Raw genomic sequence first — 25146 nt, 5'->3', positions numbered from 1 at the left:
CAGCAGCCCGACTTCTTTCTCTTTGTTTATGTTTTTTTAATTGACCGGTCCGGTACTCCGGTTCCCGTTTCCGTTCCCGAGCCGCTGCGGTCTCACACCCCAGATTTCTGCAGCATATTCTGAAAACGTCCTGTCACTGGAAAAAGCTCCGGAGTGAGCAATGTTACAGGCGCACATTTTCAGCCATCTTGCTTTATTTCTAAATCGTTCTTCCAAAATATTTTGCGCCTGTACATAGGAAGCAAAATCCTTTAATACAAAAAAATGATCACCCTGATGCAACAAACTGTCATAATGATCCCGGAATACCTCTTTGCCCGCAGGTAAAAATCCGTTAATCAGTTGTTCCACAACAGTCCTAACCCGCTGATCACTATTATATACATCCCAGGGGTTATACCCCCCATACCGGTAATATTGGAGCACTTCATCGGCCGTCAGACCAAATACAATGATATTTTCTTCACCTACCGCATTTTTTATTTCAATATTGGCCCCATCCAGCGTACCAATGGTAACGGCACCGTTCATCATAAATTTCATATTGCCGGTTCCAGATGCTTCATAGCTGGCCGTGGGAATTTGTTCACTGACATCGGACGCCGGAATAATCAGTTCGGCCAGCGATACATTATAGTTTTCCATAAAGATTATTTTAATTTTGTCATGAATACTTTTGTCATTATTCACCGTTTGCGCCAGACTGTTGATCAATTTAATGGTCGCTTTGGCAATATGGTAATTGCTGGCCGCTTTACCGCCAAAAATAAACGTACGGGGAGTGATATCCAGCAGGGGATTATCTTTCAGCCGGTTATACAGATCCATAATATGCAGGATATTAAGCGTTTGGCGCTTATAGGCATGAATGCGTTTGATATGGGCATCAAAAATGGAATTTATGTCAAGCGAAATATCATATTTCCCTTTAATGTATTTGGCCAGCATGACCTTATTTTGCAATTTAGCTCTGGACAGATATTGTTGAAAACCGGAATCCTCCACATACTGTTTTAATTTGATTAAATGTTGTGGTGACTCGATCCATTCCGCACCGATCGTATCCGTTATGAGCGCTGCCACCGGCGGGTTGCACTGAGCCAGCCAGCGGCGCTGCGTCACGCCATTGGTCTTATTATTAAATTTTTCAGGGGAAAACTCATAAAAGAGCCGCATCACTTTATGTTTCAATATCTCTGTATGCAGCGCAGCCACTCCATTTACACTATGGCTCCCGGCGATCGCCAAGTGCGCCATATGCACCTGCCCATAGGAAATAACCGCCATGGCACTGATCCTGTCCCACTCTCCCGGATACCGTTCCCACAAAGAACGGCAAAAGCCCTCGTTAATTTCCTCTACAATCATATAAATTCGCGGCAATACCTGTTTAAACAAATCAACCGGCCATTTTTCCAACGCTTCCGGCAAAATAGTATGATTAGTATAAGAGATGGTTTCCACCGTTATCTTCCATGCCTCATCCCACTCCAGCTTTTCCTCATCTATCAATATACGCATCAGTTCGGGTATGGTTAACACCGGATGCGTGTCATTGATATGAATGGCTATTTTTTGCGGCAATTCTTTAAGATGTCCGTTCTGCTCTTTATAGTTGCGCAAAATACTTTGCAATCCGGCTGATACCAGAAAATACTGTTGTTTTAAGCGCAATACTTTTCCCTCATAAGTGGTATCGTCCGGATACAGGATGTTCGATATCTCTTCCACGGCATGATTAAACTCCACTGCCTTTTGACAATCCTTGCTTTCGTCAGAATGGCAGGCTATATCACTAAGCTTGGCTTCTGCGCTCCATAAACGCAGCGTATTAACCAGTCCGTTGCGATAACCGGCAACCGGGACATCATAAGGGACCGCCAGCACCGTTTCATAGTTTTCATGAATATACTGCGTTTTGCCGTTGCTCTTGATTCTTACCCTGCCGCCAAACCTAACCTCCACCGCCTCGGCAGGTTTGCGTATATCCCAGTAAAAGCCATCCATCAGCCAGTCATCGGTAAATTCCCGCTGGTATCCGTCAATAATCCGCTGTTCAAACAATCCATAACGATAACGGATTCCCATCCCATGTCCGGGCAGATTTTTTGCGGCCATAGAATCCAGATAACAGGCAGCCAGCCGTCCCAGACCGCCATTTCCCAGCCCGGGATCCTCTTCAATTTTTTCCAGTTCATGTAAATCAATGTTAAGTTCCGCCAAAGCCTCTCGACATATTTCCGTTAAACCCAAATTAAATAGATTTGCTCCCAGTAATCGCCCTAACAAAAATTCTATGGAAAAATAATAGACCTGTTTTGTACCGGTACGGCGATAGTGCGCCCGCGTCTTTTTCCACTGCTGTGCCAAATAATCCCTGACCAATGAAACTAATGCATTATATTTTTCCAAACTCGAAGTATGCCCTGCATCATCACCGTACATCAATTCCAGTTTGGTTATATACTCCTGCCGGAAACGTTCCTTAGTAACCGGCATAGCGGAAAAGGGCGGAATATCTACCGGTCTTTCGCTTATCGGTTCAGAATGATTCATGCTGAAAGAACGCGTTTTTTTTAAGATTTCCTTACTAAAATTCATGATAATCCTCCTTAACTGACCTCTATAGACCCTCAACCTTTATTTTATCTGGCACAGCAATAATTTATACCGTTCTACTTTCATCCGCCTAAAACAACAACAAAAGAAGGAGTGCCAGCGAGCGGCACTCCTTCTTTTGTTTAGCCTGTAATAATATGCGGCTTAATTTTCCAAATACCTACGGAGTATTCTGAAGCCATCCGGTCACTGGAAAATATGCCGGAATGAGCAATATTAGCAAGAGCCATACTGCACCATCCCTGCTTGTTGCGAAATTTGTTGTCCACTATCCGCTGCGCTTCACTATAACCGGAAAAATCCTTTAAAACAAAGTATTCATCATTATTAGGCAACAGATCGTTATATAAAGGCCGGAACTCTTCTTTTTCGTTAGGAAAAAATCCATTGATCAATTCATCCAATACCCTTTTGATGCGGCTGTCATTATGATATATATCCCAGGCATTATAGCCGCCAAAAGCATAGTAATCAAACACCTGCTGGGCAGTCAGTCCAAAAATGACAATATCAGAATCGCCAACTGCATTTTTTATGTCAATATTGGCTCCATCCATTGTACCGATTGTAACGGCACCATTCATCATAAATTTCATATTTCCCGTACCAGAAGCTTCTTTGCTGGCTGTGGATATCTGTTCACTGACATCAGCGGCAGGTACCACCAACTCGGCAAGAGACACACTATAGTTTTCCAGAAACACGACCTTCAGCTTCCCCTGAATACTGTTGTCATGATTGATAATTTCTGCCAAAACATTAATCAATTTAATGGTTTGTTTAGCAATATAATACCCCGGTGCCGCTTTGCCGCCAAAAATAAAAGTCCGTGGTACTATATCCCAATCCGGATTTTCCTTAAGTTGATTATATAAATGCATAATGTGCAGCACATTTAAAATTTGCCGTTTATAAGCATGAATCCGCTTGACATGCACATCAAAAATGGAGTCGGTACTAACGGCAATCTGATATTTATTTTTGATAAATTTTGCCAGAGCCTCTTTATTCCTTCTTTTAATCTCACAAAAACGCTGCTGCACTTCTTCATCATCGGTATAGCGTAACAGTTGAATCAGATCCCAAGGATATTTTATCCAGCTGCCGTCAATTGTATCGGTAATCAGCTTCGCCAGCAGCGGATTGGATTTAATCAGCCAGCGCCGATGGGTAATGCCGTTGGTTTTATTATTAAATTTATACGGCTGCCAGCTGTGAAAACCGGCAAAAATGTTTTTTCTCAGAATATCGGTATGGAGTTGCGCCACCCCGTTGACGCTATAACTGCCTGTCACAGCCAACCTGGCCATATGGATCTCGCCATCAGCAATAATAGAAATTTCCCGCAATAAATCCCAGTTTTTCGTCTGTTCCCATATCGTATAGCATAGCCGTTCGTGAATTTCACAAATAATCATGTAGATGCGCGGCAACAAACTTTTTACCATATCAACCGGCCAGCGTTCCAGTGCTTCCGGCAGAGTGGTATGGTTGGTATAAGAAACCGTGCTGGTAGTAATTGTCCAGGCCTCATCCCAGCCCAGCCCCTCCTCATCCATCAACAGACGCATCAATTCAGGTATAGCCAGCGCCGGATGCGTGTCATTAATATGGACGGAAATTTTATCCGGTAAGCCCTGCCATAGGCGGTTTTTTCGCTTATAGTCGCTCAGGATACTTTGCAGTCCGGCAGAAACAAAAAAATACTGCTGTTTTAACCGCAAAAGCCGTCCCTCATAGTGCGTGTCATCCGGATAGAGAATTTTAGAAATACGTTCCACCGAATGCCGGTACTCCACTGCCCGGATATAATCCCCCCGGTTAAAAGAGGACAGGTCAAAATCTAACTGAGCCGGTTCAGCGCTCCATAACCGCAACGTATTTACCGTATTATTGTGATAACCGACCATAGGGATATCATAAGGAACCGCCAGAACAGGTTCATAATCTTCGTGAATAAACAGCCATTTATCCGGTTGCACAATCTGCGTTACACGACCCCAGAACCGGACTTCCACACTTTTCTCCGGTCTGCGGTACTCCCAGACATAACCGTCTTTTAACCAGTTGTCCGGCAATTCAACCTGATGATGATCCACAATTTTCTGCTCGAATAAACCGTATTTATAACGGATACCGCACCCATGTCCCGGAAGATGCATGGCAGCCATAGAATCCAGCAAGCAGGCCGCCAGCCTTCCTAAACCTCCGTTGCCCAGTCCGGCATCCGGTTCTGCTTCAATCAACAGTGACAGATCAATCCCTAATTCCTGCAGTGCCGCCCGGCATTCTTCTCTAATGCCCATATTAATCAAATTCATATCCAGCAATTTTCCCAACAAAAATTCCATGGAAAAATAATAAATTTGTTTATCGTTTTTTTCCTGATATTGTCTTTTGGTTTGAATCCACTTGCGACTGATATAATCCCGAATAGTGGCACCTAAAGCCAGATATTGATCATTCACGCTGGCTTCCTCCAGACTCATCCCTTGCATGGACTGCAATTTTTGAATAAATTCTTCTTTGAATCTTTCTTTATCAAAATACAAACCGGCTCTCCCCTTCCCTCCTGTAAATTTCAGGAAACAAGTCGGACTATATACTGGTAATAGTCTCCACAAACAATGGTTTTTGTTGCGATCCTTGCAACTGTCTGCCCTGGCCGACATGCACATTCTGGTCACAAATCACATTTTCCAAACGTACATTTTCCTCGATCCTGCATCCCGGCATAATAATGCTGTTTTTCACTACAGCGCCCTTATTAACACAAACTCCGGAAAACAAAATACTATTTTCTACTTTTCCCTCAACAACACAACCATTGGCAATCAGGGCATTGGCAACAACAGCTTCCGTCAAATAAGAGGCCGGAGGTTCATCCTGCGCTTTGGTGTATACGTTTTTTCCACTAAGATAAAGCTGCTGGCAGGCATCTACTGCCAGCAGTTGCATTTGGTGCCGGTAATAGGATTTTAAGGAGTTAATCCTTGCTATCGGGCCGACATGCTGCCAGCCATAAATCCGCAGCCTGTCAGCATATTTCCAAAAACAATCCCAGCCTAGATCCAAGCCGCCTTCCCGGTAACAGGAACATAGCAGATCAACAAATAAGCTTTTTCTGATGAAATACATATCCATAGATACGCTCTGTTCTCCCTGGTTATAGGAAACACAGCTTACCTTCCGTACTCTATTATCTTTCGCAACATCAAATACTGCCTCCTTACCCTGATTATCGCCCGTCCGGCTCTCTTTGCTGTACAAAACGGTGATATCTGCCTGTCTATCCAGGTGCAGGGATGCAACTTCCCGATAGTCGACACTGCAAACAATGGTACTGCCCGTAATAAATAGATACTCCTGTTGACACTGTTCAATCGAATCCAAATTATGATAAAAATTCACTACACTATGATTACTGCCGGAAAATGGCGGTAAAAAAAACAAACCTCCCTGTTTACCTGCCAAGTACCACTCTTTACCCGAACGCAAATATTCTATTACTGTTCGATACGGCCCCTGCAGCAATATACCAACACGGCAGATTCCTGAATTCACCATATTCGACAACAGATAATCAATAATACAATACTCCCCGCCAAAAGGTAAAACTGCCATATGCCTTTTCCTGGTCATATCCGATAGTCTTTCTTCGCTTCCATCCAGTGCAATAATTGCCATTATGTTTTCCAAAACGTATCACCCCAAATCTTTTAGCAAACTCACTCTATACCACTTGCCGATGCGACAATATCTCCGTACCGCTGCCGGTATAGTCACGGACTATCCGTTGAGCCTCACCAACCATGACAATTTCCTGACTATCGGCGCCTACTTTGATTGATCTTTCTACCATTGCCTGACTGCCTATTACTGCCCGGTTAACTTCTGCCAACGCTTCAATCCGTACATCAGGTAAAATCACTGAATCCTTGACTATAGCACCTTCTCCGATATATACTCCGGAAAAGATAACCGAACGCTCCACCTGACCTAAAATGATGCTGCCCTGATTCACTAGAGAATCCTTTATCCTGGCACTATCGGCAATAAAATGCGGCGGACTGTTTTTAACCGCTGTATAGATGGGCCATTTTTTATCATACAGGTTTACTTTGAGATTCTTGCCAATAAGATCCATATTCGCTTCCCAAAAACTTTCCACCGTCCCTACATCTTTCCAGTACCCGTTAAATGGATAGGACATCAGCCTATTTCCTCCGGCCAGCATAGCAGGAATGATATTTTTACCAAAATCGTGGACCGAATCCGGATTACAGGCATCCTGCTGCAAATGATGCTTTAATACCTCCCAATTAAAAATATAGATGCCCATGGATGCTAAATTGCTTTTAGGATATTCCGGCTTTTCCTGAAATTCATAGATTTTTCCATCCTGCTGAACATTCATAATACCAAACCTGCCGGTTTCCTCCCAGGGAACCCGGATAACGCCAATCGTGGCTTCCGCTTTGTGCCGTTTATGATATTCCAGCATTTTTGAATAATCCATGGTATAGATATGATCACCGGAAAGCACTATGACATAACAAGGCTGGTGAGTATCAATAAAATCGGTATTCTGCCAGACTGCATCCGCAGTTCCTGCATACCACTGCGCACTCTGGTTCCGCATATACGGAGGCAATATAAACACTCCGCCGTCTTTCCGTTCCAAATCCCACGCACTTCCCGTACCGATATAATTATTAAGTGTTAAGTGCTGGTATTGCGTTAATACTCCGACCTTATATATCCCGGAATTGCGGCAGTTACTCAATGTAAAGTCAATAATCCGGTATCTCGCGCCGAACGGCACTGCCGGTTTAGCTACTTTTTGTGTCAAGGTTCCTAGACGGCTCCCCTGACCACCGGCCAAAATCATCGCTATGCACTCTTGTCTTTGCATCCTGATTGCTCCTCTCAGCATTTCACTTATAACAATTCGCCAACAAGTTTGATGAATTGATATCTCCTTACCAGCAAAAAAAAATAAGGTTCAGCCGCTGGACCGCCTTTTGTCCATACATATAACGTATATGTCTCCCGTACGCCCAATATGTCTTGGTTTTGAAAACAAAAAAAGACCAAAAACACCTAATTCGGTATATTGATCTTATTAATTCAAAGACAAAAGTTATCAGGAATATTGCTTCGATTGTTTCTTACACAATTCGCTCCACATCGATACTTTGGTGGAATACGAACGACTAAGCAGCGTGAAACCTTGATAGTCATCTGGAAATATCCGGAATGTTAGCCCCTGCCACCTGCTCCCAAAAGATCCTGACTATATAATGCCATCAAAGGCACCTCAAATGAAACAAAGGGAATGTCTCAAATGGTTTTAATCCATCTTGAGACATTCCCCTAATTTATTGCTTACGCCACTCTTTGAGTTTTTTCAGATATTCAGTTGATAATTCCATCACCGTCATATTTTTTGCAGCCGCGTCCTGCGGTGTTAACGTGATGATCGCACGGTCATCATAGTAAACGGTAACGCCGTCGCCATCATAATCAAGTACATAATGATCCGGATTATAGTCTGCCGACTGGCCAATACGGTATAGATTGCCCGCCACAAAATAGGCCCGGTATATTGGTTTATAGCCCGCATATTCAGCCGATATCGGCGGCAACACCCAGTTGCCGTCGGTCACCTGGGCACCTGCGCCGCCGGCAAGTTCCACCACCGTAGGCCGTATATGCTTCTCCTCGGCATACATCTGCACATTCTTAATTCTTGCCTGACTTTCCGGATGATCGGAAAACAAATCACTACGGTACTTCTGATCCAGTTCCGATAACTTTTTTAAACCCATAACCATGCTATACGGATTATATCCGGCCCGGTAGCTATGTAAAAACCCCAGATAGTCCGCTTCATTTTCATCCGATCGGCTATATCCGGCCATGATGGCATTGTAAGCTAAATTTTGCAGTAATACACCCCGGTCCCCAAATAATACACCAAATAAAATTCCCATGCCCAGGCTTTTTTCGATTTGTCGGACACTATGCCGTTTCACTACATGACCGATTTCATGACCGATAACCCCGGCCAGTTCATCATCAGAAGGCATAAGATCAATCAATCCTTTATATACATAAATAAAACCGCCCGGTACGGCAAAGGCATTAACTTCCTTAGAGTTTAGCACTTTAAAGGTATACGGCAAATCCGGTCTGTCACACACCGCAACCATGCTTTTACCAATACGGTCAACCCTGTCCTGCAGCTCCTGATCGTCCACCAGGCCATACTGCTTTTCCACTTGTTTTGCAACATTGCGTCCCAGCTCAATCTCATCTTGCGTACCAATCAATGCCGCCTGGGCAACCGGCAAATAGAAAGCATTCAGCCAAACTACCATGCCGAATAGCCAACTGAAAACCAGACGCATTCCTAACTTGCTCATACAACCTCCTGGGGAACTGAATTGCATTGTTAAAACAACTTATTCTTCATTATAAAGAATAGTAACCATGAATTTGTCTACATTATCCTTATTGAATATATTCACGCCAAAACAACAAAATCCTGCCAAACCATACTTTTTCCCGTATTTTACCGGAAAAACCGCGCAAAAATTACAGCGCAACAAAACAATAAAGTATTCATGTATTCCTAAAGAAAAAAGGTAAAACATTTATATTATTGTACGTTTTAAATATTTATGGTACTATTATTATTGTTATTTCCATAAATATAATACTATAATTAAGAAAAGGAGGCTGAAATGCTATCAACTTAACATCAAGGCAATCCAGTATCTTAGAAATAGTGAAACAATCCGGACCAATTACCGGAAAGCACATTGCTGAACAGCTTGGCTTAAGCCGTGCGGCTTTGCGCTCCGATTTAGCCATATTGACAATGTCCGGTCTCCTAGGAGCCAGACCGCGGGTAGGATATTATTACACGCATAAGAGCCCCGGCGATTATATTGCCACTACACTGGGCAGCATCACGGTGGAAGATGCCAATTCCTTGCCTGTCGTCGTAAGAGAAACCTGTTCTGTCTATGACGCCATTGTAACCATGTTTACGGAAGACGTCAGCACTCTCATGATTGTTTCCGAGGGCGGTTTTTTGGAGGGAGTGGTGTCGCGTAAAGATTTACTAAAGGCCAGCATGGGTAGTAAAGACTTGACCGATTTGCCGGTAAAAATACCTATGACCCGTATGCCGAATATTGTTGTTACCAGGCCGGAAGAATCGGTACTGCGCGCAGCTCAGAAACTGTTGAATCATCAGGTGGATTCCCTGCCGGTAGTCAAAGTTGTCACAGTAGAAAAAACTGAAAGGCTGCAAGTAGTAGGACGTTTTACCAAAACCAATATTACCCGGCTTTTTGTCCAGTTAGCTGATACCGACGGTGTCCAAGGAGGCATATTTTAAAAATGAATGTAGTACCTATTGTATATATACTTTCCGACTCAATCGGAGAAACAGGAGAAATCGTAGTAAAAGCCGCCGCCAGCCAATTTGATACACGGGTTGATATTCGCCGAGTGCCTTTCTTGGCATCAGAGCAACAAATCGAAGAAACCCTGCTGGAAGCCAAAGAGGCCGGTGGCATTATTGTCTATACTCTCGTAAGCCCGGCTTTAAAAGAATTTTTAGAAAACAAGTTACATCAGATGGAACTGGCTCACGTAGATATTATGGGCCCTATGCTGGAAGCACTCGGCACAGTTACTGATCTAAAACCAAAATATGAGCCCGGACTGCTGCGTAAAATTGATAAAGCTTACTTTAACAAAGTCGCCGCCATTGAGTTTGCTGTTAAATTCGACGACGGAAAGGATCCTCGCGGGCTTTTACGGGCTGATCTCGTTTTAATCGGTATCTCGCGCACTTCAAAAACGCCTTTATGCATGTACCTGGCCCATAAAGGCATTAAAGCGGCTAATGTTCCGCTGGTCCCCGATGTAGTTCCGCCGAATGAACTTTACCAAATCCTACCAAAAAAAATAGTCGGTCTTACGCTGCGCCCATCGCTTTTGCTGGAGATACGCCGGGAACGCTTAAAAACGATGGGCTTGTCACCGACAGCTGATTATGCCAATCCGGAACGGATATTTTATGAGATTGACTATGCGCTGGCTATCATGAAAAAACTGGGTTGTCCGATTATTGATGTGACCAACAAAGCTATGGAGGAAACCGCAGCTAAACTGCTGGATTATTATCGTAAAGGGGCGATGTAAAGTGTCAAATTTTGTTTACATGTTTAACGAAGGGCGCGCTGATATGCGGTCATTGTTGGGCGGCAAGGGAGCTAATTTAGCGGAAATGACGAACATTGGACTTCCTGTGCCGTTTGGCATGACCATCACGACCCAAGCCTGCAAGGAATACTATCAGTCTCAGAGAAGCTTCCCTGCCGGTCTGAAAGAAGAAATACTGGAAAAACTTGCTTTTGTCGAAGCAAAAACCGGGAAAAAACTGGGTGACATAGCCAATCCTCTTTTGGTTTCCGTACGTTCGGGTGCCGTCTTCTCCATGCCGGGCATGATGGACACCATACTCAACCTGGGACTCAATGAACAGACAGTGCAAAGCTTGGCCAGAAATACCAGCAATCTTCGTTTTGCATACGACTCTTACCGCCGGTTTATCCAAATGTTTTCCGATGTAGTATTGGAAATTCCCAAACATGAATTTGAATACCTGTTAAATGAACAAAAGGAAGATATCGGCGTAGTCTATGACCAGGAACTAACCGTTGAAGCCTTGCGCTCATTAATTGATAAGTATAAAGAACTGGTACGGTCACAAATTGAGCGGCCTTTCCCGGAGGACCCTATCGAACAGCTCTTCATGGCAATCGAAGCCGTTTTCAGATCCTGGAATAATCATCGTGCAATCGTCTACCGCAATTTGAATAAAATCAACCACGACCTGGGGACAGCCGTAAACATTCAGTCCATGGTATTCGGCAATATGGGCAATGACTCCGGAACAGGCGTTGCCTTCAGCCGCAATCCCTCCACGGGAGAAAACATCATTTATGGTGAATACCTGATGAATGCCCAGGGCGAAGATGTGGTGGCCGGTATCCGAACCCCGCAGCCTATTGCTCAGCTACAGGAGGATATGCCCGATATCTATGATCAGTTCGTTCGTACGGTACATATTCTGGAAAACCATTACCGCAACATGCAGGATATTGAGTTTACTATTGAAAAGGGGAAACTGTACCTGCTGCAATGCCGTAACGGCAAACGTACCGCCCAGGCGGCCGTAAAAATTGCGCATGACATGGTTTCCGAAAATTTGATCAGTAAACAGGAAGCCCTCCTGATGGTTGAACCCGGGCAACTGGACCAGCTGCTGCACCGCCAAATCGACAGTTCGGCCAAACTGTCGGTCATCGCCAAGGGGCTGCCGGCTTCTCCGGGTGCGGCATCCGGTCAGGTTGTGTTTGATGCCGACTCTGCCGAACGGATTGCCAAAACCGGATGCAAAGTACTGATGGTGCGGATGGAAACCACTCCGGACGACATCCACGGCATTATTGCCGCCCAGGGTGTTCTTACCAGCCGTGGCGGCATGACCAGCCACGCCGCCGTGGTAGCACGCGGTATGGGAAAACCTTGTGTCTGCGGCTGCGAAACCATAAAGATTGATTATACCAATCAAGAATTTACCATCGGCAGCACAACGGTAAAGGTCGGCGATCTTATTTCCATTGACGGCTCGACAGGTCGGGTAATTCTGGGTGAGGTACCGATGAAAGATCCTGAACTCTCCACCGAATACACCCATCTTCTCTCTTGGGCTGATGAATTTAAAACGCTTGCCGTCAGAGCCAACGCCGATACTCCGGAAGATGCCGCCAAAGCCCGTGCCTTTGGCGCCACCGGTATTGGCTTAACCCGTACTGAGCATATGTTTATGGGTTCCGACCGTCTTCCCCATGTACAGCAGATGATTCTTGCCGAAACACAGGAAGAACGCCAGCAGGCTCTTGCCTGCCTCTTACCCATCCAGGAAAATGATTTCTACGGTATTTTAAAAGAAATGGAAGGGTTACCGGTATGCATTCGTCTCCTTGACCCTCCCTTACATGAATTTTTACCTAATCTGGAAGGGCTGGTCGTGGAAACAACCAAACTGCGTACAAGCGGTGAAAATCCCGCACAGCTCGCAGAGCAGGAATCTTTATTAAAAAAGGTACGTCAACTGCACGAATTTAATCCCATGCTGGGACACCGGGGCTGCCGTCTGGGTATCACCTTCCCGGAAATTTACGAAATGCAGATCCGGGCCATCTTTAATGCCACCGCTCATTTAACTAAAGAGGGCTATACCATTCTGCCCGAAGTGGAAATACCTCTGACCATTGATAAAGAAGAGCTAGCCTTTTTCCAGAAACGTATTGCCGCTATAGCCGAAGAGGTTACTAAAGATTTCGGGGTGGAATTCCACTACTGCATCGGTACTATGATCGAAACACCACGGGCAGCGCTGTTAGCCGATGAATTGGCCGAGTTTTCCGATTTCTTCAGCTTTGGCACCAATGATTTAACACAAACTTGTATGGGCTTTAGCCGCGACGATGCCGAAGGCAAGTTCCTGCCGCCGTATCTGGAATATAAGATTCTAAAAGAAAATCCTTTCATCGCTTTAGACCGTAAAGGAGTTGGCGAATTGATGAAAATCGCCGTTGAACGGGGAAGAAAAACCAAACCTAATCTAATTACCGGTATCTGCGGTGAACATGGCGGCGAACCAAGTTCAATCGACTTTTGCCATCATCTGGGTCTGGATTTCGTCAGTTGTTCCCCCTACCGCGTTCCCATTGCCCGTTTAGCCGCTGCCCAGGCTGCTGTCAGTCAGGGTGAAAGTTTAGGTACCCGTTAAAAGCCCAAAAGCCATCATCCTAATTAAAAGGCTGATGGCTTTTCTCTTTTATTATTTATAGCTTATTAATCATACTGGCACAATAACCGGCACCGAAACCATTATCAATATTAACTACGCTAATCCCGCTGGCACAGCTGTTCAGCATAGTCAGCAGTGCCGCAATGCCGCCAAAACTGCTTCCATAGCCCACACTGGTCGGAACAGCAATAATCGGTTTGTCCACCAGTCCACCAACCACACTGGCCAGTGCTCCTTCCATTCCCGCTACGACAATAACAACTTTGGCTTTTCTAATAGTCTCCAGCCTGGCAAACAGACGGTGAATTCCCGCAACTCCCACATCAATCACTTTTTCCACCCGGTTACCGAGCATCATAGCCGTTTCAGCCGCTTCCTCCACCACCGGCAGGTCCGAAGTACCTGCCGCTACAATGGCAATGTAAGTTTCGCTCAAGCTAATCGCCGTTCTTTTGATAGTGATAACCCGCCCCAGTTCATTATAACAGGCATCCGGACAGATTTCCTTTACCGCCTGGTACATCATGTCACTGGCCCTGGTGGCTAAAATATGATTTTCCCGAGTCAGCATAAATTGAATAATTTCCCTTACTTGGTCAACCGTTTTTCCGGCACAGTAAATGACCTCCGGGTAGCCTACGCGTATTTCCCGATGATTATCAATAGCGGCAAACCCTAAATCTTTAAATGGCAGGTCCTCTAATTTTTGTACAGCTTCATCTATTTCTATTTTCCGGCTTTGTACCTCTTGCAGCAGTGTTATTAACTCCCTCTTGTTCATACTCTCCCTCCCTTAAAGCAGCCTCTGCCAATATTTTTAGCTTCAGCGTGGATATCTTATAGCAGTCCTTCAGCGCCTGTAAGCCCGGCCGGTAATCGCCTGCATCGCCACTGCATTTTACGTTCTTCCTTATCTGAACCTTTCATATTATTTCGTAACAATATCCGGCAATCCCTGCTTGGTTATTCCTGTCAGCTTTAAAGAAAAACCGCATTTCCGTAGGAATGCAGCTTCAAGTTTACCACTATAACAGTTTTGCCCACAATTCCAGCAGCATGGCCATCTCCGGTTTTATATCCCGGCCGCTCCGGTAGGAAAAAACCGAACAAACATCCAGCAACTCGTAACTATGTTGCAACAGTTTATTCTGCAATTGAGAACCCGGCAGCAGCCAAAGCTCTCCAGGCTCCGCCAGCCCGGCCAGTAGCAGAGCACGATAGTATTTACTGCGCGGCTCTACAATAAGTGGAAACTGCCGGATTAGTTCAGCTCCCATCTGCAAAACAGCTGCCGGATGACCAGACTTTAATTCCAGTTCCAGCTCCAAAATCGGTTCTTTTTTCCCTCCGGCAGTCATTTCACCCTCATCGGCAGCCAATTCAATAACCGTTTCATTATCTCCATGCAGTAAGAGAGTATGCCTTTCAAAAGTCATGCTGAATAAAGGTACTAGCCGGTCGTCGTTTTCAGCCGTCTGCCGCAACACAGGACCAATCTCCGTATGATCAAAGAAAGCAATATTCGGCGTAACCGAATCACTAACCGGGACATTCCATTCCAAACGCCGGTGCAGTCCGCCAGATGATAAACCGCCACCCTTGACAGTTGCCACATAATGACCGTTTTCCCGGCGAATCCGATAGGTTAATCCCCTGTCTCTAAGTTTCCCGTCCACTGTATCAAAATAAAAAGCGGACAGAGTATCCACATGCGGGTGCTGTCCGCCGGACAACTGCCTTATATAGGCTGAAGAAAAAATCCTATCAAAGACAGCTCTATCGTTTAGCGCCAGCTTTAGCTCCAGTTCAGTATGTTCTGCCATAATAACACCCCATTTTAGGCCTCGGTGATCGAAGTTTCCGGCTCCATTGCATCATTTTCCGTTAGACTTTCCTCAAGCGGCTGCTGTTGATATACTTTGTCGGCAGCTATTTTTTTAAAGTCCTTAAAACTCAGATTATACAAGGTATCCAAAAACCGGGTAGCAAAGCTGCCTGGGCCCTTGCTGTTCTCAGCTGCTTTTTGAGCCGCCGCACCATAAAAGGCCAGCGCCGCCAACACCCCCAGCTTGCGGTCCTCGGCTACGGCAAGAAAAGCACCGGCCAGCGAGCTTAAAGCGCAGCCTGTCCCGGTAACCAGTTGCAGCAGCGGGTGGCCGGTACGATTAACATGAACCTGTCGTCCGTCAAGCAGATAATCCACCGCCCCGGTAGCTGCCACCAGAGCAGAATATTCTCCCGACATCTTTTGTATCGCCGGCAAATCAATGGCTGTCCCCGTATTGTCCACACCCCTGACTTGAGCGTCGACCCCGGCGATAAAGCTGATTTCGCCGTAATTGCCACGAACCAAATCCACCCGTACATCCTGGAGAATTTGCCCGGCAATAATGTTACGATAAGCAGTAGCTCCCACACCCACCGGATCCAAAACTACCGGTTTTTGATATTTATTGGCATATTCGCCGGCTTTCAGGCAATAATTGATTTGACGGGTATGCAGCGTTCCGATATTAAGTACCAGCGCACTGCATATTCTCGCCAAATCCTCCGCTTCAGCCGCTCCTTCCGACATAATCGGGGAAGCTCCGGCTGCCAGAAGAACATTGGCCGTAAAGTTGGTTACCACGGTATTGGTGATATTATAGACTAACGGGTTACGATCTCGAACCTCTTCCCTAATGGCCCATAATTCTTTCAGCATGATACCGCTCTCCTCTGCTTTGTTTTTTCTGACGGATTAAATACTGCGTGAATCTTCCGGTACGGTCAGAAATTTGATGTTGGGATTACGCTCTACAATCCAGTTTAAGGACCACTCATTACTGACAAGCGCTACCGGACGATCTTTAATATCCTGAACCAGCATGCCGCTGTCCATGCTTTTAATGGCCTTGATATCTGCCTCCTCACCTACCAGCCAGCGGGCTACGCCGAAAGGCAGTCTGTCCATGAGAATAGTAACGCCATACTCATTTTTTAGACGGTACTCCAAAACTTCAAATTGCAGGCTGCCAATCGTCCCGATAATAAACGCCTCCACCGCACTGTCCGGCTGGCGAAAAACCTGTACCGCCCCCTCCTGGGTTAGCTGCGTCATACCTTTAAGAAACTGTTTGCGCTTCATCGTATCTTTGGCCTGTACCCGGGCAAACTGTTCCGGTGGGAAGACCGGGAAATCCTGAAAAGTAAAGTCCTGCCCCAGTTCGCATAACGTGTCGCCAATACCAAAAATACCTGGATCAAATAAACCAACAATGTCCCCCGGGAACGCCTCATCAATAATAGCCCGCTCCTGGGCTAGAAACTGTTGTGGCTGAGCCAATTTAATGGGCTTGCCTGACTGTACATGCAACACTTCCATTCCCCGCTTAAACCGCCCGGAACAAATACGGATAAAGGCCAGACGATCACGGTGGGCCGGATTCATGTTTGCCTGTATTTTAAAAACAAAAGCCGAAAACCCCTCGTTTTTAGGATCAATCTTTCCCCTGGACGACATACGGGGAGCCGGCTCGGGAGCCAATTGCAAAAATTCCTCCAAAAAAGATTGTACGCCAAAATTGGTCATGGCACTACCAAAAAACATCGGTGTCAGTTCCCCTGCTTTTACTTTGTCCAAGTCAAACTGGTCCCCGGCCATATCCAAAAGTTCAATATCTTCACACAAACTATGATGTACCGCTTCACCTAATATAGCTTTAAATTCCGGATCATGCACATCACCTGCTTTTGCAGCCATCGCCTTACTGCCATGGCTGCCGCTGCTCTCAAATAACTCAATTTGGGCAAGCTTCCGGTTGTAAACCCCCTGATAACTTCCATCCACACCAATGGGCCAGTTCATGGGATAAGCTCGTATCCCCAGCACATTTTCGATTTCCTCCATTAAATCAAATGGATTTTTCCCGTAGCGGTCCAATTTATTAACAAAAGTAAAAACCGGTATTCCACGCTGCTTACACACATAAAATAACTTTTTTGTCTGTTCTTCCACGCCCTTTGCCACGTCAATCAGCATAACCGCACTGTCGGCAGCCATCAGAGTCCGGTAGGTATCCTCACTAAAGTCCTGATGGCCGGGAGTGTCCAGGATATTGATACGGTACCCGTTATAATCGAACTGCAGTACGCTTGAAGTAACCGATATCCCTCTCTGTTTTTCAATCTCCATCCAGTCCGATACGGCATGTTTTTGTGCTTTGCGGGCTTTTACCGAGCCGGCAAGACGAATGGCTCCTCCATATAACAACAGCTTTTCCGTTAGCGTCGTTTTACCGGCATCCGGATGCGAAATTATAGCATAGGTTCGCCGTTTACTTGTTTCTTCCATCAATTCACTCATTATATACAAAAAATCCTCCCAAATTGAATTGCTACATAATTACTATAGTAATAGCCAGGAAAATTGTCAAATAAATATATTTCTATCCTGAGCAGTGCTGTATTGGAAAGCCGCCAATGAGAAAAGGATGCCTCCCTGCGGGAAACATCCTCTCCTATATTTGTGCTTACATTTGTTTTGCCAGTTCTTGCAGTTTAGCAACCCGCTGTGCCGTCGAAGGATGGGTGCTGAACAGGCTTACCATCCAGGAACCCGCGCCGCTGAAAGGATTGATGATGAACAGATGCGATGTCGACGGAGTAGCTGCCGGCATGGCCGCATGCTTGGCGTAATACTCAATTTTTTGCAACGCACTGGCCAGGGCCAGCGGATTGCCGGACATCAAGCCGCCGGTTTTATCGGCCTGATACTCCCTGGTTCGCGATACCCCCAACTGGATAAGTGTTGCCGCCAAAGGTGCCAGCACCACCAGAAATACAAACTCAATAATACCGCCGATTCCGTTGCCTTCTTCGTCACTGCGCCCGCCGCCAAAAATAGCTGCCCATTGTGCCATATTGGCAATCATGGAAATAACACCGGCTACTGTTGCAACAACGGTACTGATTAATGTATCACGATTTTTAATATGCGCCAGTTCATGCGCTATAACGCCTTCCAATTCATCCCGGTTAAGGGCTTGCATAATGCCTGTCGTTACCGCTACTGCACCATGTTCCGGATTACGCCCAGTGGCAAATGCATTGGGTACGTTGGTTTCAATGATATAAACCTTAGGCATCGGCAGCTTGGCTTTTCGCGCCAAACCGGACACCAGGCGTAGTAAATCCGGAGCATTTTGGGCATTGACTTCCCGGGCATTATACATTCTTAAAACTATGGTATCACTAAACCAATAGCTGCCGAAATTCATAAGTATCGAAAACAAGAACATAATAAACATGCCTTGTGTACCGCCAAACAGATTGCCGATGGCCAGCAGCAGACCGGTTAACGCCGCTAATAGGATTGTTGTTTTTAACGAATTCATATGCTTACCCCCATTTGTTTAAAATAGATCGGTATAAAAATAGACCTTTGGCATGATAGCTATCATACCAAAGGTCTTGCTTTATTGGTCATCCCAACGAACAGCACCAGATGCAAAGCATCGGTTGTTGATGTTGTTCTATCAAGCTACTCCCCTTAGGTTTTTATATGATTTGCTTTCATTATAGCAAAGTTGCAGCGGATTGTAAAGAAGCCGCTTATTAAAATTCGATTAAATGGAAACTCAATCTATTACGCCAGCCTATGAATTCCATTAACTATAAGGTCGTCCCTGGCCTATAATGGACTGCATGTTGCAGAGAGTGGCAACTTATAATATGATACAAAAGAGATTTACATATCTTTACCTTATTGGAAAAGGAAGTGATTTTGATATGTCCTGGGAAAATCTTCCCTTACTTATCATTTTAGTGCTCGCTGTAGTGGGCCAAAATCAATCGGTAGCACTGGCTGCAGCGATTTTACTTGTTGTAAAGCTTATAGGCCTGGATACCTGGTTTCCCATGCTAGAAAGCAAGGGCCTCAACTGGGGAATCACCCTGCTCACAATTGGTATTTTAGCACCGGTAGCTTCCGGCAAGGTAAGCCTGCGCGATCTGCAGCAATCGTTCAGCAGTCCGGTGGGCATTACCGCCACAATCATTGGTATCTTTGTGGCCTGGGTAGCCGGACGCGGCATCGTAATCATTAAAGAAACGCCGGAGACCGTAACTTCCCTGGTTTTAGGAACCGTTGTCGGTGTGACGTTTCTACAAGGAGTCGCTGTCGGACCGTTAATTGCTGCCGGACTCTTATCTTTGCTTGTAAGCATTACCAATCTTTTTAAATAGAAGACAGGCCACCGCCAGCCCAGCACCTATAAATCTTTACGATACATGGGTTTGAGCCGCTGCGCCAGCGAGATTTCCGGTACATTTGCTGCCTGACTGGCAAGTTCCATTAACCAGCTTTGGCTATTAATGCCTTTCCCCCTTCTGTCCACCCTGCGATAACCGCCGTCTCTTTTCATGACGTAAGCCTTGCGATTATCTTTTAGCAGTAATTCCAGTATCCCTTTAATGCGCTCCGTATGCCGTTCGTCATCCACCGGGAAAAACAATTCCACCCGTTCGTTTAGATTGCGTGGCATCCAGTCCGCACTGGAAAGAAAAATTTTTTCATCTCCGCCGTTACTGAAATAAAAAATACGGCTATGTTCAAGAAATCGTCCGACAATGCTGCGCACCGTAATATTTTCGCTCACTCCAGGTATTCCCGGACGCAGCGCGCAGATCCCGCGAATAATCAGATCAATTTTTACGCCGCAATGGGAGGCCTCATAAAGCTTCATGATGATCTCCTTGTCCAGCAGGGCATTCATTTTCACTATGATCCTCGCCGGACGTCCCTCTTGGGCAAATGTAATTTCACGATCAATCAAAGACTCTATTTTTTCCCTCAGCCCCAATGGCGCCACTACGATCTTATTCCAGACCGGCGGATCGGAATAACCGGACAGCACATTGAAAAAGCCTGACGCATCAGCACCAAATTGATCATTGGCCGTAAAAATCCCCATGTCGGTGTAAATTTTAGCAGTAGTATCGTTGTAATTTCCTGTTCCCATATGAACATAGCGCTTAATACCGCTTTCTTCCTGACGGACAACCAAAATCATTTTGGCATGAGTTTTTAGTCCTACCAAGCCGTAAATTACATGACATCCGGCTTCCTCCAGGCGTTTTGCCCATAAAATATTGTTTTCCTCGTCAAAGCGGGCCTTCAGTTCCACCAGTACGGTAACCTGTTTGCCATTTTCTGCCGCCTGGGCCAAAGCACGTACAATGGGCGAATTGCCGCTGACCCGGTACAGCGTCTGTTTGATGGCCAGCACTTTCGGGTCGGTGGCGGCCTGACGTACAAAATCAATGACCGGCCGGAAACTTTCAAAAGGATGATGCAACAAAATATCCCGCTGGCGGATAACTGCAAATAGATCCTCTTCACCAACAAGATCGGCCGGCATCTGAGGTACTAACGGAATATACCGCAACTGATCACAGCCCGGCAGGTCCACAAACTTCATCATGCAGGTAAGATCAATCGGCCCGGAAATTTCATACACATCCGGTTCCACAATTTTAAGAGCCTGGATTAAAAATTCTTTAATGTCCGGCTTAGTACTTTTGGCAATTTCCAGCCGCACCGCCTGTCCGCGCTTACGCTGGCGCAGGGATTTTTCCACCTCCGCCAGCAAGTCCTTAACATCCTCTTCATCAATGGACAAATCGGCATTGCGCGTAATCCGGAAGGCAGCCATATCCTGAATTTTATAGCCATAAAATAATTTTTGGGCAAAAGTCATAATAATTTGTTCCAAAAAAACAAACCGTTTCTTCTTGGCATTTCCCGGAATCGCTACAATACGTGGCAGCCCTCCGGGAACCGGAATGACCGCCATGCTGATTTCATTGTCCCGTCTGAGCGTAACTGCCAGATTCAGAGTTCTGTTGGCTAAAAAGGGAAAAGGATGACTGGCGTCAACAGCCATAGGTGTAATTACCGGATAAACGGTATGGTGAAAATAATTGTCCAGCCATTCTTTATCCTTCCCCTTAATTTCTTGAACATCACAAAAATAGATTTCATCCTGTTCCAGGTTTCTCAGAATACTGCGCAAATGACGGTATTGCTCCTTAACCATGGCATGAGCCGCTTCGCTGATTTGCATAATCTGCTGTTCAACGGTTAACCCGGCAGCATCGATTTTATTAACACCGCTTTCCAACTGATGCTTAAGACCGGCCAGGCGAATCATAAAAAATTCATCAAGATTTGAACTGGTGATAGCCAGAAAGCGCAGACGCTCTAAAAGCGGTTTTTGCTGGTCATTCGCTTCACCCAGTACCCGGGAATTAAATTTGAGCCAACTCAGTTCCCGGTTTATAAAATTCTCATGTTTGGCAAACATGTTATCAACCTACCTGTCTTTTTAAAATTGCCCGGATGCCAAAAACATTTTCAAAAAATTGTGCTTTCCCTTCAAAAGTCCACTCTTCCAGCGAAATGTCCTCCTGCGCCTGTACGGCGACAACCAATTCATCCTCCCGGACAGCTACCTGACATTCTGAAATTTTTTGGCGGTGCGTACAGTCAAGAGAGTTCGCCAGCCTGAGAATGGCTGCCAGCTTGGCTACCGTTACTTTTTGTTCTCTGGTTAGGCTGCTAAACGCGATGTCGAAATCCACCGGTGTTCCTTTAGAATGATAATATGCAACACTGGCCATAATAATCTTCTCTTCCTCGCTAAACCCTAAAATATCAGAAGAGAGGATTAGGCGGTACGAATATAAATAATGGCGGCGCATGTTAATAAATTTACCGATGTCGTGCAAAATAGCAGCTACCTTAAGCAGCAGACGCTCCCGTTCACCCAGACCATGTAGCCTGGTCATCCGGTCAAAGATTTTCAAAGCAATATGCTCAACATGCTCCGCATGGCTTTCATTATAATGATATTTGCGGGCTACACTGCGAGCCAGACTAATCATCTGATCTTCAACGGTATGTAGCCATTTGTCCTTCACTTTATCCGCAATATGCAGCGTTGTCATCCCATCGATAAATTGATCATTGGCAATGACAATTTTTTCTACATCCGTTAACGCCATGATCTGCTGATATAGTATAATAGTAGGCAGAACCATGTCCGCCTTATTCTCCGGCAAGTTAAAGGTATCCATAATTTGGGGTAAATTGAGATTAACGACTTGTTTATATAGTTGCTTGAAATCCTGCAGCCCCATGAAGGACAAATTCCCGTCCTGTTCACGCCCTAAAATATTCAATAACAAATTTGTTTCCACACCGGACAAAACCAAATATTTGATCTGATGCTGTCCCAGTTCCTGTTGAACCGGGGCAATAACACTATAAATATATTCTTCCAATGCTTTTTGAAAATGCATATCTTCACGCTGATGCTTTTCAAAACTTTCTTTAATGCGCAATATACCGATATGAAGATTTTGCTGATAAAGCAATGCTCCGTTTTTATATAAAGTGATACCCAGTCCGCCTGATGAGATGTCGACAAACAAAATAGCGTCTTTTTCATTAACCAAACCCGCTTCTGCTATCCGTTTAAACAGCGACGCATATTTATAAAAAATTTCCTGTATCATATCCACTACTTCAACGGCAAACCCCGTTTTTACTTTGATCTGATCGATAATATACTGTTGATTATCGGCTTCACGAATGGCTGTAGTAGCAGCCAGCCGGTAATCATTGACGCCTAACTCGGCCAGTATGCGCCGGTAGCCTTTTAACAGCTCACAAAGTTCACCGACGGCACTGAAACTAATCTGCCCGGTCTTGAAGGTTTCTTCTCCCAGAGTCACCTGGCAATGAGCCTTTTCAATCACTTTTACATCATCTAAACTTCTATATTCCGCCACCTGCATACTAATTTGCTCTGATCCGATGTGCACAGCGGCAAACAACTCAGGAGCCTTGCCTGCCATGGAATCACCTCCGCTAGTCCTATCATTCGACAGGTTTATAGTGTAAATCCTTCCCGGATACCCCGGGTTCCTTTGTTAAAATTCCGTAAATTTTATCAGAAAATAGCAAAAAACCAAAGACAGCAGCCGATTAGGAGATGATCAAAATGACCGAGCGCGTAGCTATTATCGACCTGGGTTCCAACTCCGCACGACTTATCGTCATGCATATTTATGAAACAGGGGCCTACAACCTTGTGTATAACCAGAAAGAAACCGTAAGGTTAAGTGAGGGAATGAACGCCACATTTTTTTTGCAGCCCGAAGCCATTTCCCGCGCGCTGTCCACTTTAAAAACTTTTGCCCACATGTGCCAGTTGTTTCAGGTTGACAAAATTATCGGAGTGGCTACGGCCGCCGTTCGTAATGCTAAAAACGGCTCAGAATTTATTGCGCTCGTCCAAAAGGAAACAAACATTTCGTTAGAAATAATCAGTGGAGAAAGAGAAGCCGAGTTAGGTTACATCGGTGTTATGAACACCATTGATCTAACCGACGGCCTGCTCTTTGACCTAGGCGGCGGCAGTACCGAGCTCACCCTCATTCACAACCGGAAAATAAAAAAAGCTGTCAGCCTTCCTTTTGGCGCTGTAACACTAACCGAACGATTTAACCTGCAAAATAAAGTCAGTGATGCCAAGCTGGCTGAATTACACACGTTCATCCTGACCGAACTGTATAAATTATCCTGGCTAAAACGATCTTTCGCGCCATTGATTGGCATTGGGGGAACAGCCCGTAACATTGCCAAAATGGATCAAAAGTGCAAAAATTATCCATTTTCCAAAGTACACAATTATCGCTTAGGTCCCATGTCCTTTGATGAATTATGGAAAATCATCTGTAAAACAACGCTGGCCCAACGTAAAAAACTGCCCGGCCTCAGCAGCGAACGCGCCGATATCATTGTGGCCGGTGTTGCCATTGTAAAGTGTCTGCTGGACGTCACTCAGGCTTCCCAACTCATCATTAGCGGCTGCGGCGTACGGGAAGGTCTTTTTTTACAATATTATCAGGCCAAACTCCATCAGGACCCTGTAATTGCAGACATACTGCAGCACAGTACGTATAATATGCTGCTGGCTTACGAGGGTGACGTGCACCATGCCTATCATGTAACAACACTGGCCGAATCCATATTTGACGGCTGGCGCGAAGAGATGGATCTGCGCCTTGCCGATAAAAAACTGCTGCGGGTAGCCGCACTGCTGCACGATATTGGTATCACCATTAATTACTATGATCATCCCCGCCATAGTTCATACCTGGTGGAAAATGCCCGTTTATTCGGCCTGACCCACCGTGAGCAAATGATTGCCGCCGTCATTGCCGGCTGGCATAACGGGCCTTCTCTGAAATACTACCGCAATAGAATCTACAGTGAGTTTTTAGATGAACGTGACTGGCATACTGCCCGTAAACTGTCTTTGCTGTTGGCCATTGCCGAAATTCTGGATACCACCCAAATCGGACTGGTAAAAAAAGTTAAAGCAGCCATTGCCAATGGCAAAGCTTATCTCAAATTGTTTGTCAGTGAACCGGTTCCTATTGAACTGCATGGCCTCGAAAAATGCAGTAAATGGGTAAAAAAAGATTTAGGTTTGGATTTATTGGTAGAAGAGCAAAATCTGTAACATAAGCTTGATTCCAGCTATAACTAAAAAAGAAACCGGCAAGCCAGTTGC

17 protein-coding genes are annotated in these 25146 nt (G+C 45.3%); 5 read left to right on the top strand and 12 right to left on the bottom strand.

Annotated features, from left to right (window positions below; translation table 11 throughout):
• Positions 1-36 precede the first annotated feature (36 nt).
• The 5 genes from P22_RS07435 to P22_RS07415 all read right to left on the bottom strand — a co-directional run bounded on the left by P22_RS07435 (position 37) and on the right by P22_RS07415 (position 9047).
• Positions 37-2499 (bottom strand): glycogen/starch/alpha-glucan phosphorylase, encoded by a 2463-nt coding sequence (locus P22_RS07435; protein ID WP_054259816.1) that lies wholly within the window; start codon positions 2497-2499, stop codon positions 37-39.
• A 242-nt stretch (positions 2500-2741) separates the two neighbouring features.
• Positions 2742-5171, bottom strand: a complete 2430-nt coding sequence (locus tag P22_RS07430) for a glycogen/starch/alpha-glucan phosphorylase (protein WP_072169784.1) — start codon at positions 5169-5171, stop codon at positions 2742-2744.
• Positions 5172-5217: 46 nt separating this feature from the next.
• A complete protein-coding gene (gene glgD, locus P22_RS07425) occupies positions 5218-6318 on the bottom strand; it encodes a glucose-1-phosphate adenylyltransferase subunit GlgD (RefSeq protein ID WP_054259605.1) in 1101 nt (366 codons plus the stop codon).
• A gap of 34 nt (positions 6319-6352) precedes the next feature.
• On the bottom strand, positions 6353-7534 hold the full coding sequence (locus P22_RS07420; protein ID WP_054259604.1) for a glucose-1-phosphate adenylyltransferase: 1182 nt from the start codon (positions 7532-7534) through the stop codon (positions 6353-6355).
• Between the two features lie 466 nt (positions 7535-8000).
• Entirely contained in the window at positions 8001-9047 is a 1047-nt protein-coding gene (locus P22_RS07415) for a M48 family metallopeptidase (protein ID WP_082378432.1), read from the bottom strand.
• Between the two features lie 326 nt (positions 9048-9373).
• Here P22_RS07415 and P22_RS07410 point away from each other — a divergent pair, with 326 nt between their 5' ends.
• From P22_RS07410 to ppdK, 3 genes are read left to right on the top strand one after another with little or no spacing between them, the layout of a single operon-like run.
• A complete protein-coding gene (locus P22_RS07410) occupies positions 9374-10030 on the top strand; it encodes a helix-turn-helix transcriptional regulator (protein ID WP_054259603.1) in 657 nt (218 codons plus the stop codon).
• Positions 10031-10032: 2 nt separating this feature from the next.
• Positions 10033-10842: a pyruvate, water dikinase regulatory protein gene (locus tag P22_RS07405; protein ID WP_054259602.1), complete on the top strand. Its 810-nt coding sequence runs from the start codon at positions 10033-10035 to the stop codon at positions 10840-10842.
• A gap of 1 nt (position 10843) precedes the next feature.
• A complete protein-coding gene (gene ppdK / locus P22_RS07400) occupies positions 10844-13501 on the top strand; it encodes a pyruvate, phosphate dikinase (protein ID WP_072169783.1) in 2658 nt (885 codons plus the stop codon).
• Positions 13502-13556: 55 nt separating this feature from the next.
• Here the strand turns inward: ppdK and larB are convergent, their stop codons facing one another.
• The 5 genes from larB to htpX form a co-directional block, all read right to left on the bottom strand.
• Positions 13557-14303, bottom strand: a complete 747-nt coding sequence (larB, locus tag P22_RS07395) for a nickel pincer cofactor biosynthesis protein LarB (RefSeq protein WP_054259601.1) — start codon at positions 14301-14303, stop codon at positions 13557-13559.
• A 244-nt stretch (positions 14304-14547) separates the two neighbouring features.
• The gene (locus P22_RS07390; RefSeq protein ID WP_054259600.1) at positions 14548-15345 is read right to left on the bottom strand and encodes a CYTH domain-containing protein; all 798 of its coding nucleotides are present in this window, start codon (positions 15343-15345) and stop codon (positions 14548-14550) included.
• Between the two features lie 14 nt (positions 15346-15359).
• Positions 15360-16226 (bottom strand): hydroxyethylthiazole kinase, encoded by an 867-nt coding sequence (gene thiM / locus P22_RS07385; protein WP_082378431.1) that lies wholly within the window; start codon positions 16224-16226, stop codon positions 15360-15362.
• Positions 16227-16262: 36 nt separating this feature from the next.
• Positions 16263-17867 carry a peptide chain release factor 3 gene (locus tag P22_RS07380; protein WP_054259599.1) on the bottom strand — a complete coding sequence of 535 codons (1605 nt, stop codon included), beginning with the start codon at positions 17865-17867 and terminating at the stop codon, positions 16263-16265.
• Positions 17868-18033: 166 nt separating this feature from the next.
• Positions 18034-18897 carry a zinc metalloprotease HtpX gene (htpX, locus tag P22_RS07375; protein WP_054259598.1) on the bottom strand — a complete coding sequence of 288 codons (864 nt, stop codon included), beginning with the start codon at positions 18895-18897 and terminating at the stop codon, positions 18034-18036.
• Positions 18898-19291: 394 nt separating this feature from the next.
• On the opposite strand from htpX, the gene P22_RS07370 reads away from it, so the two are divergent.
• Positions 19292-19747, top strand: coding sequence for a DUF441 domain-containing protein (locus P22_RS07370; RefSeq protein ID WP_054259597.1), 456 nt, complete (start codon positions 19292-19294; stop codon positions 19745-19747).
• 26 nt (positions 19748-19773) lie between these two features.
• On the opposite strand, the gene P22_RS07365 is transcribed toward P22_RS07370, so the two are convergent.
• Together P22_RS07365 and P22_RS07360 are read right to left on the bottom strand one after the other, a co-directional pair.
• A complete protein-coding gene (locus P22_RS07365) occupies positions 19774-21867 on the bottom strand; it encodes an RNA degradosome polyphosphate kinase (RefSeq protein WP_054259596.1) in 2094 nt (697 codons plus the stop codon).
• 4 nt (positions 21868-21871) lie between these two features.
• Positions 21872-23422 carry a Ppx/GppA phosphatase family protein gene (locus P22_RS07360; protein ID WP_054259595.1) on the bottom strand — a complete coding sequence of 517 codons (1551 nt, stop codon included), beginning with the start codon at positions 23420-23422 and terminating at the stop codon, positions 21872-21874.
• A 146-nt stretch (positions 23423-23568) separates the two neighbouring features.
• Here P22_RS07360 and ppx point away from each other — a divergent pair, with 146 nt between their 5' ends.
• Positions 23569-25095 carry an exopolyphosphatase gene (gene ppx, locus P22_RS07355; RefSeq protein ID WP_054259594.1) on the top strand — a complete coding sequence of 509 codons (1527 nt, stop codon included), beginning with the start codon at positions 23569-23571 and terminating at the stop codon, positions 25093-25095.
• Positions 25096-25146: the final 51 nt, after the last annotated feature.

Origin of the sequence: Propionispora sp. 2/2-37, from assembly GCF_001298735.1 — a bacterium.
Lineage (GTDB): Bacteria > Bacillota > Negativicutes > Propionisporales > Propionisporaceae > Propionispora.
The sequence above is the reverse complement of the archived record's forward strand: the minus strand, read 5'-3'. Positions and strand labels throughout refer to the sequence as shown.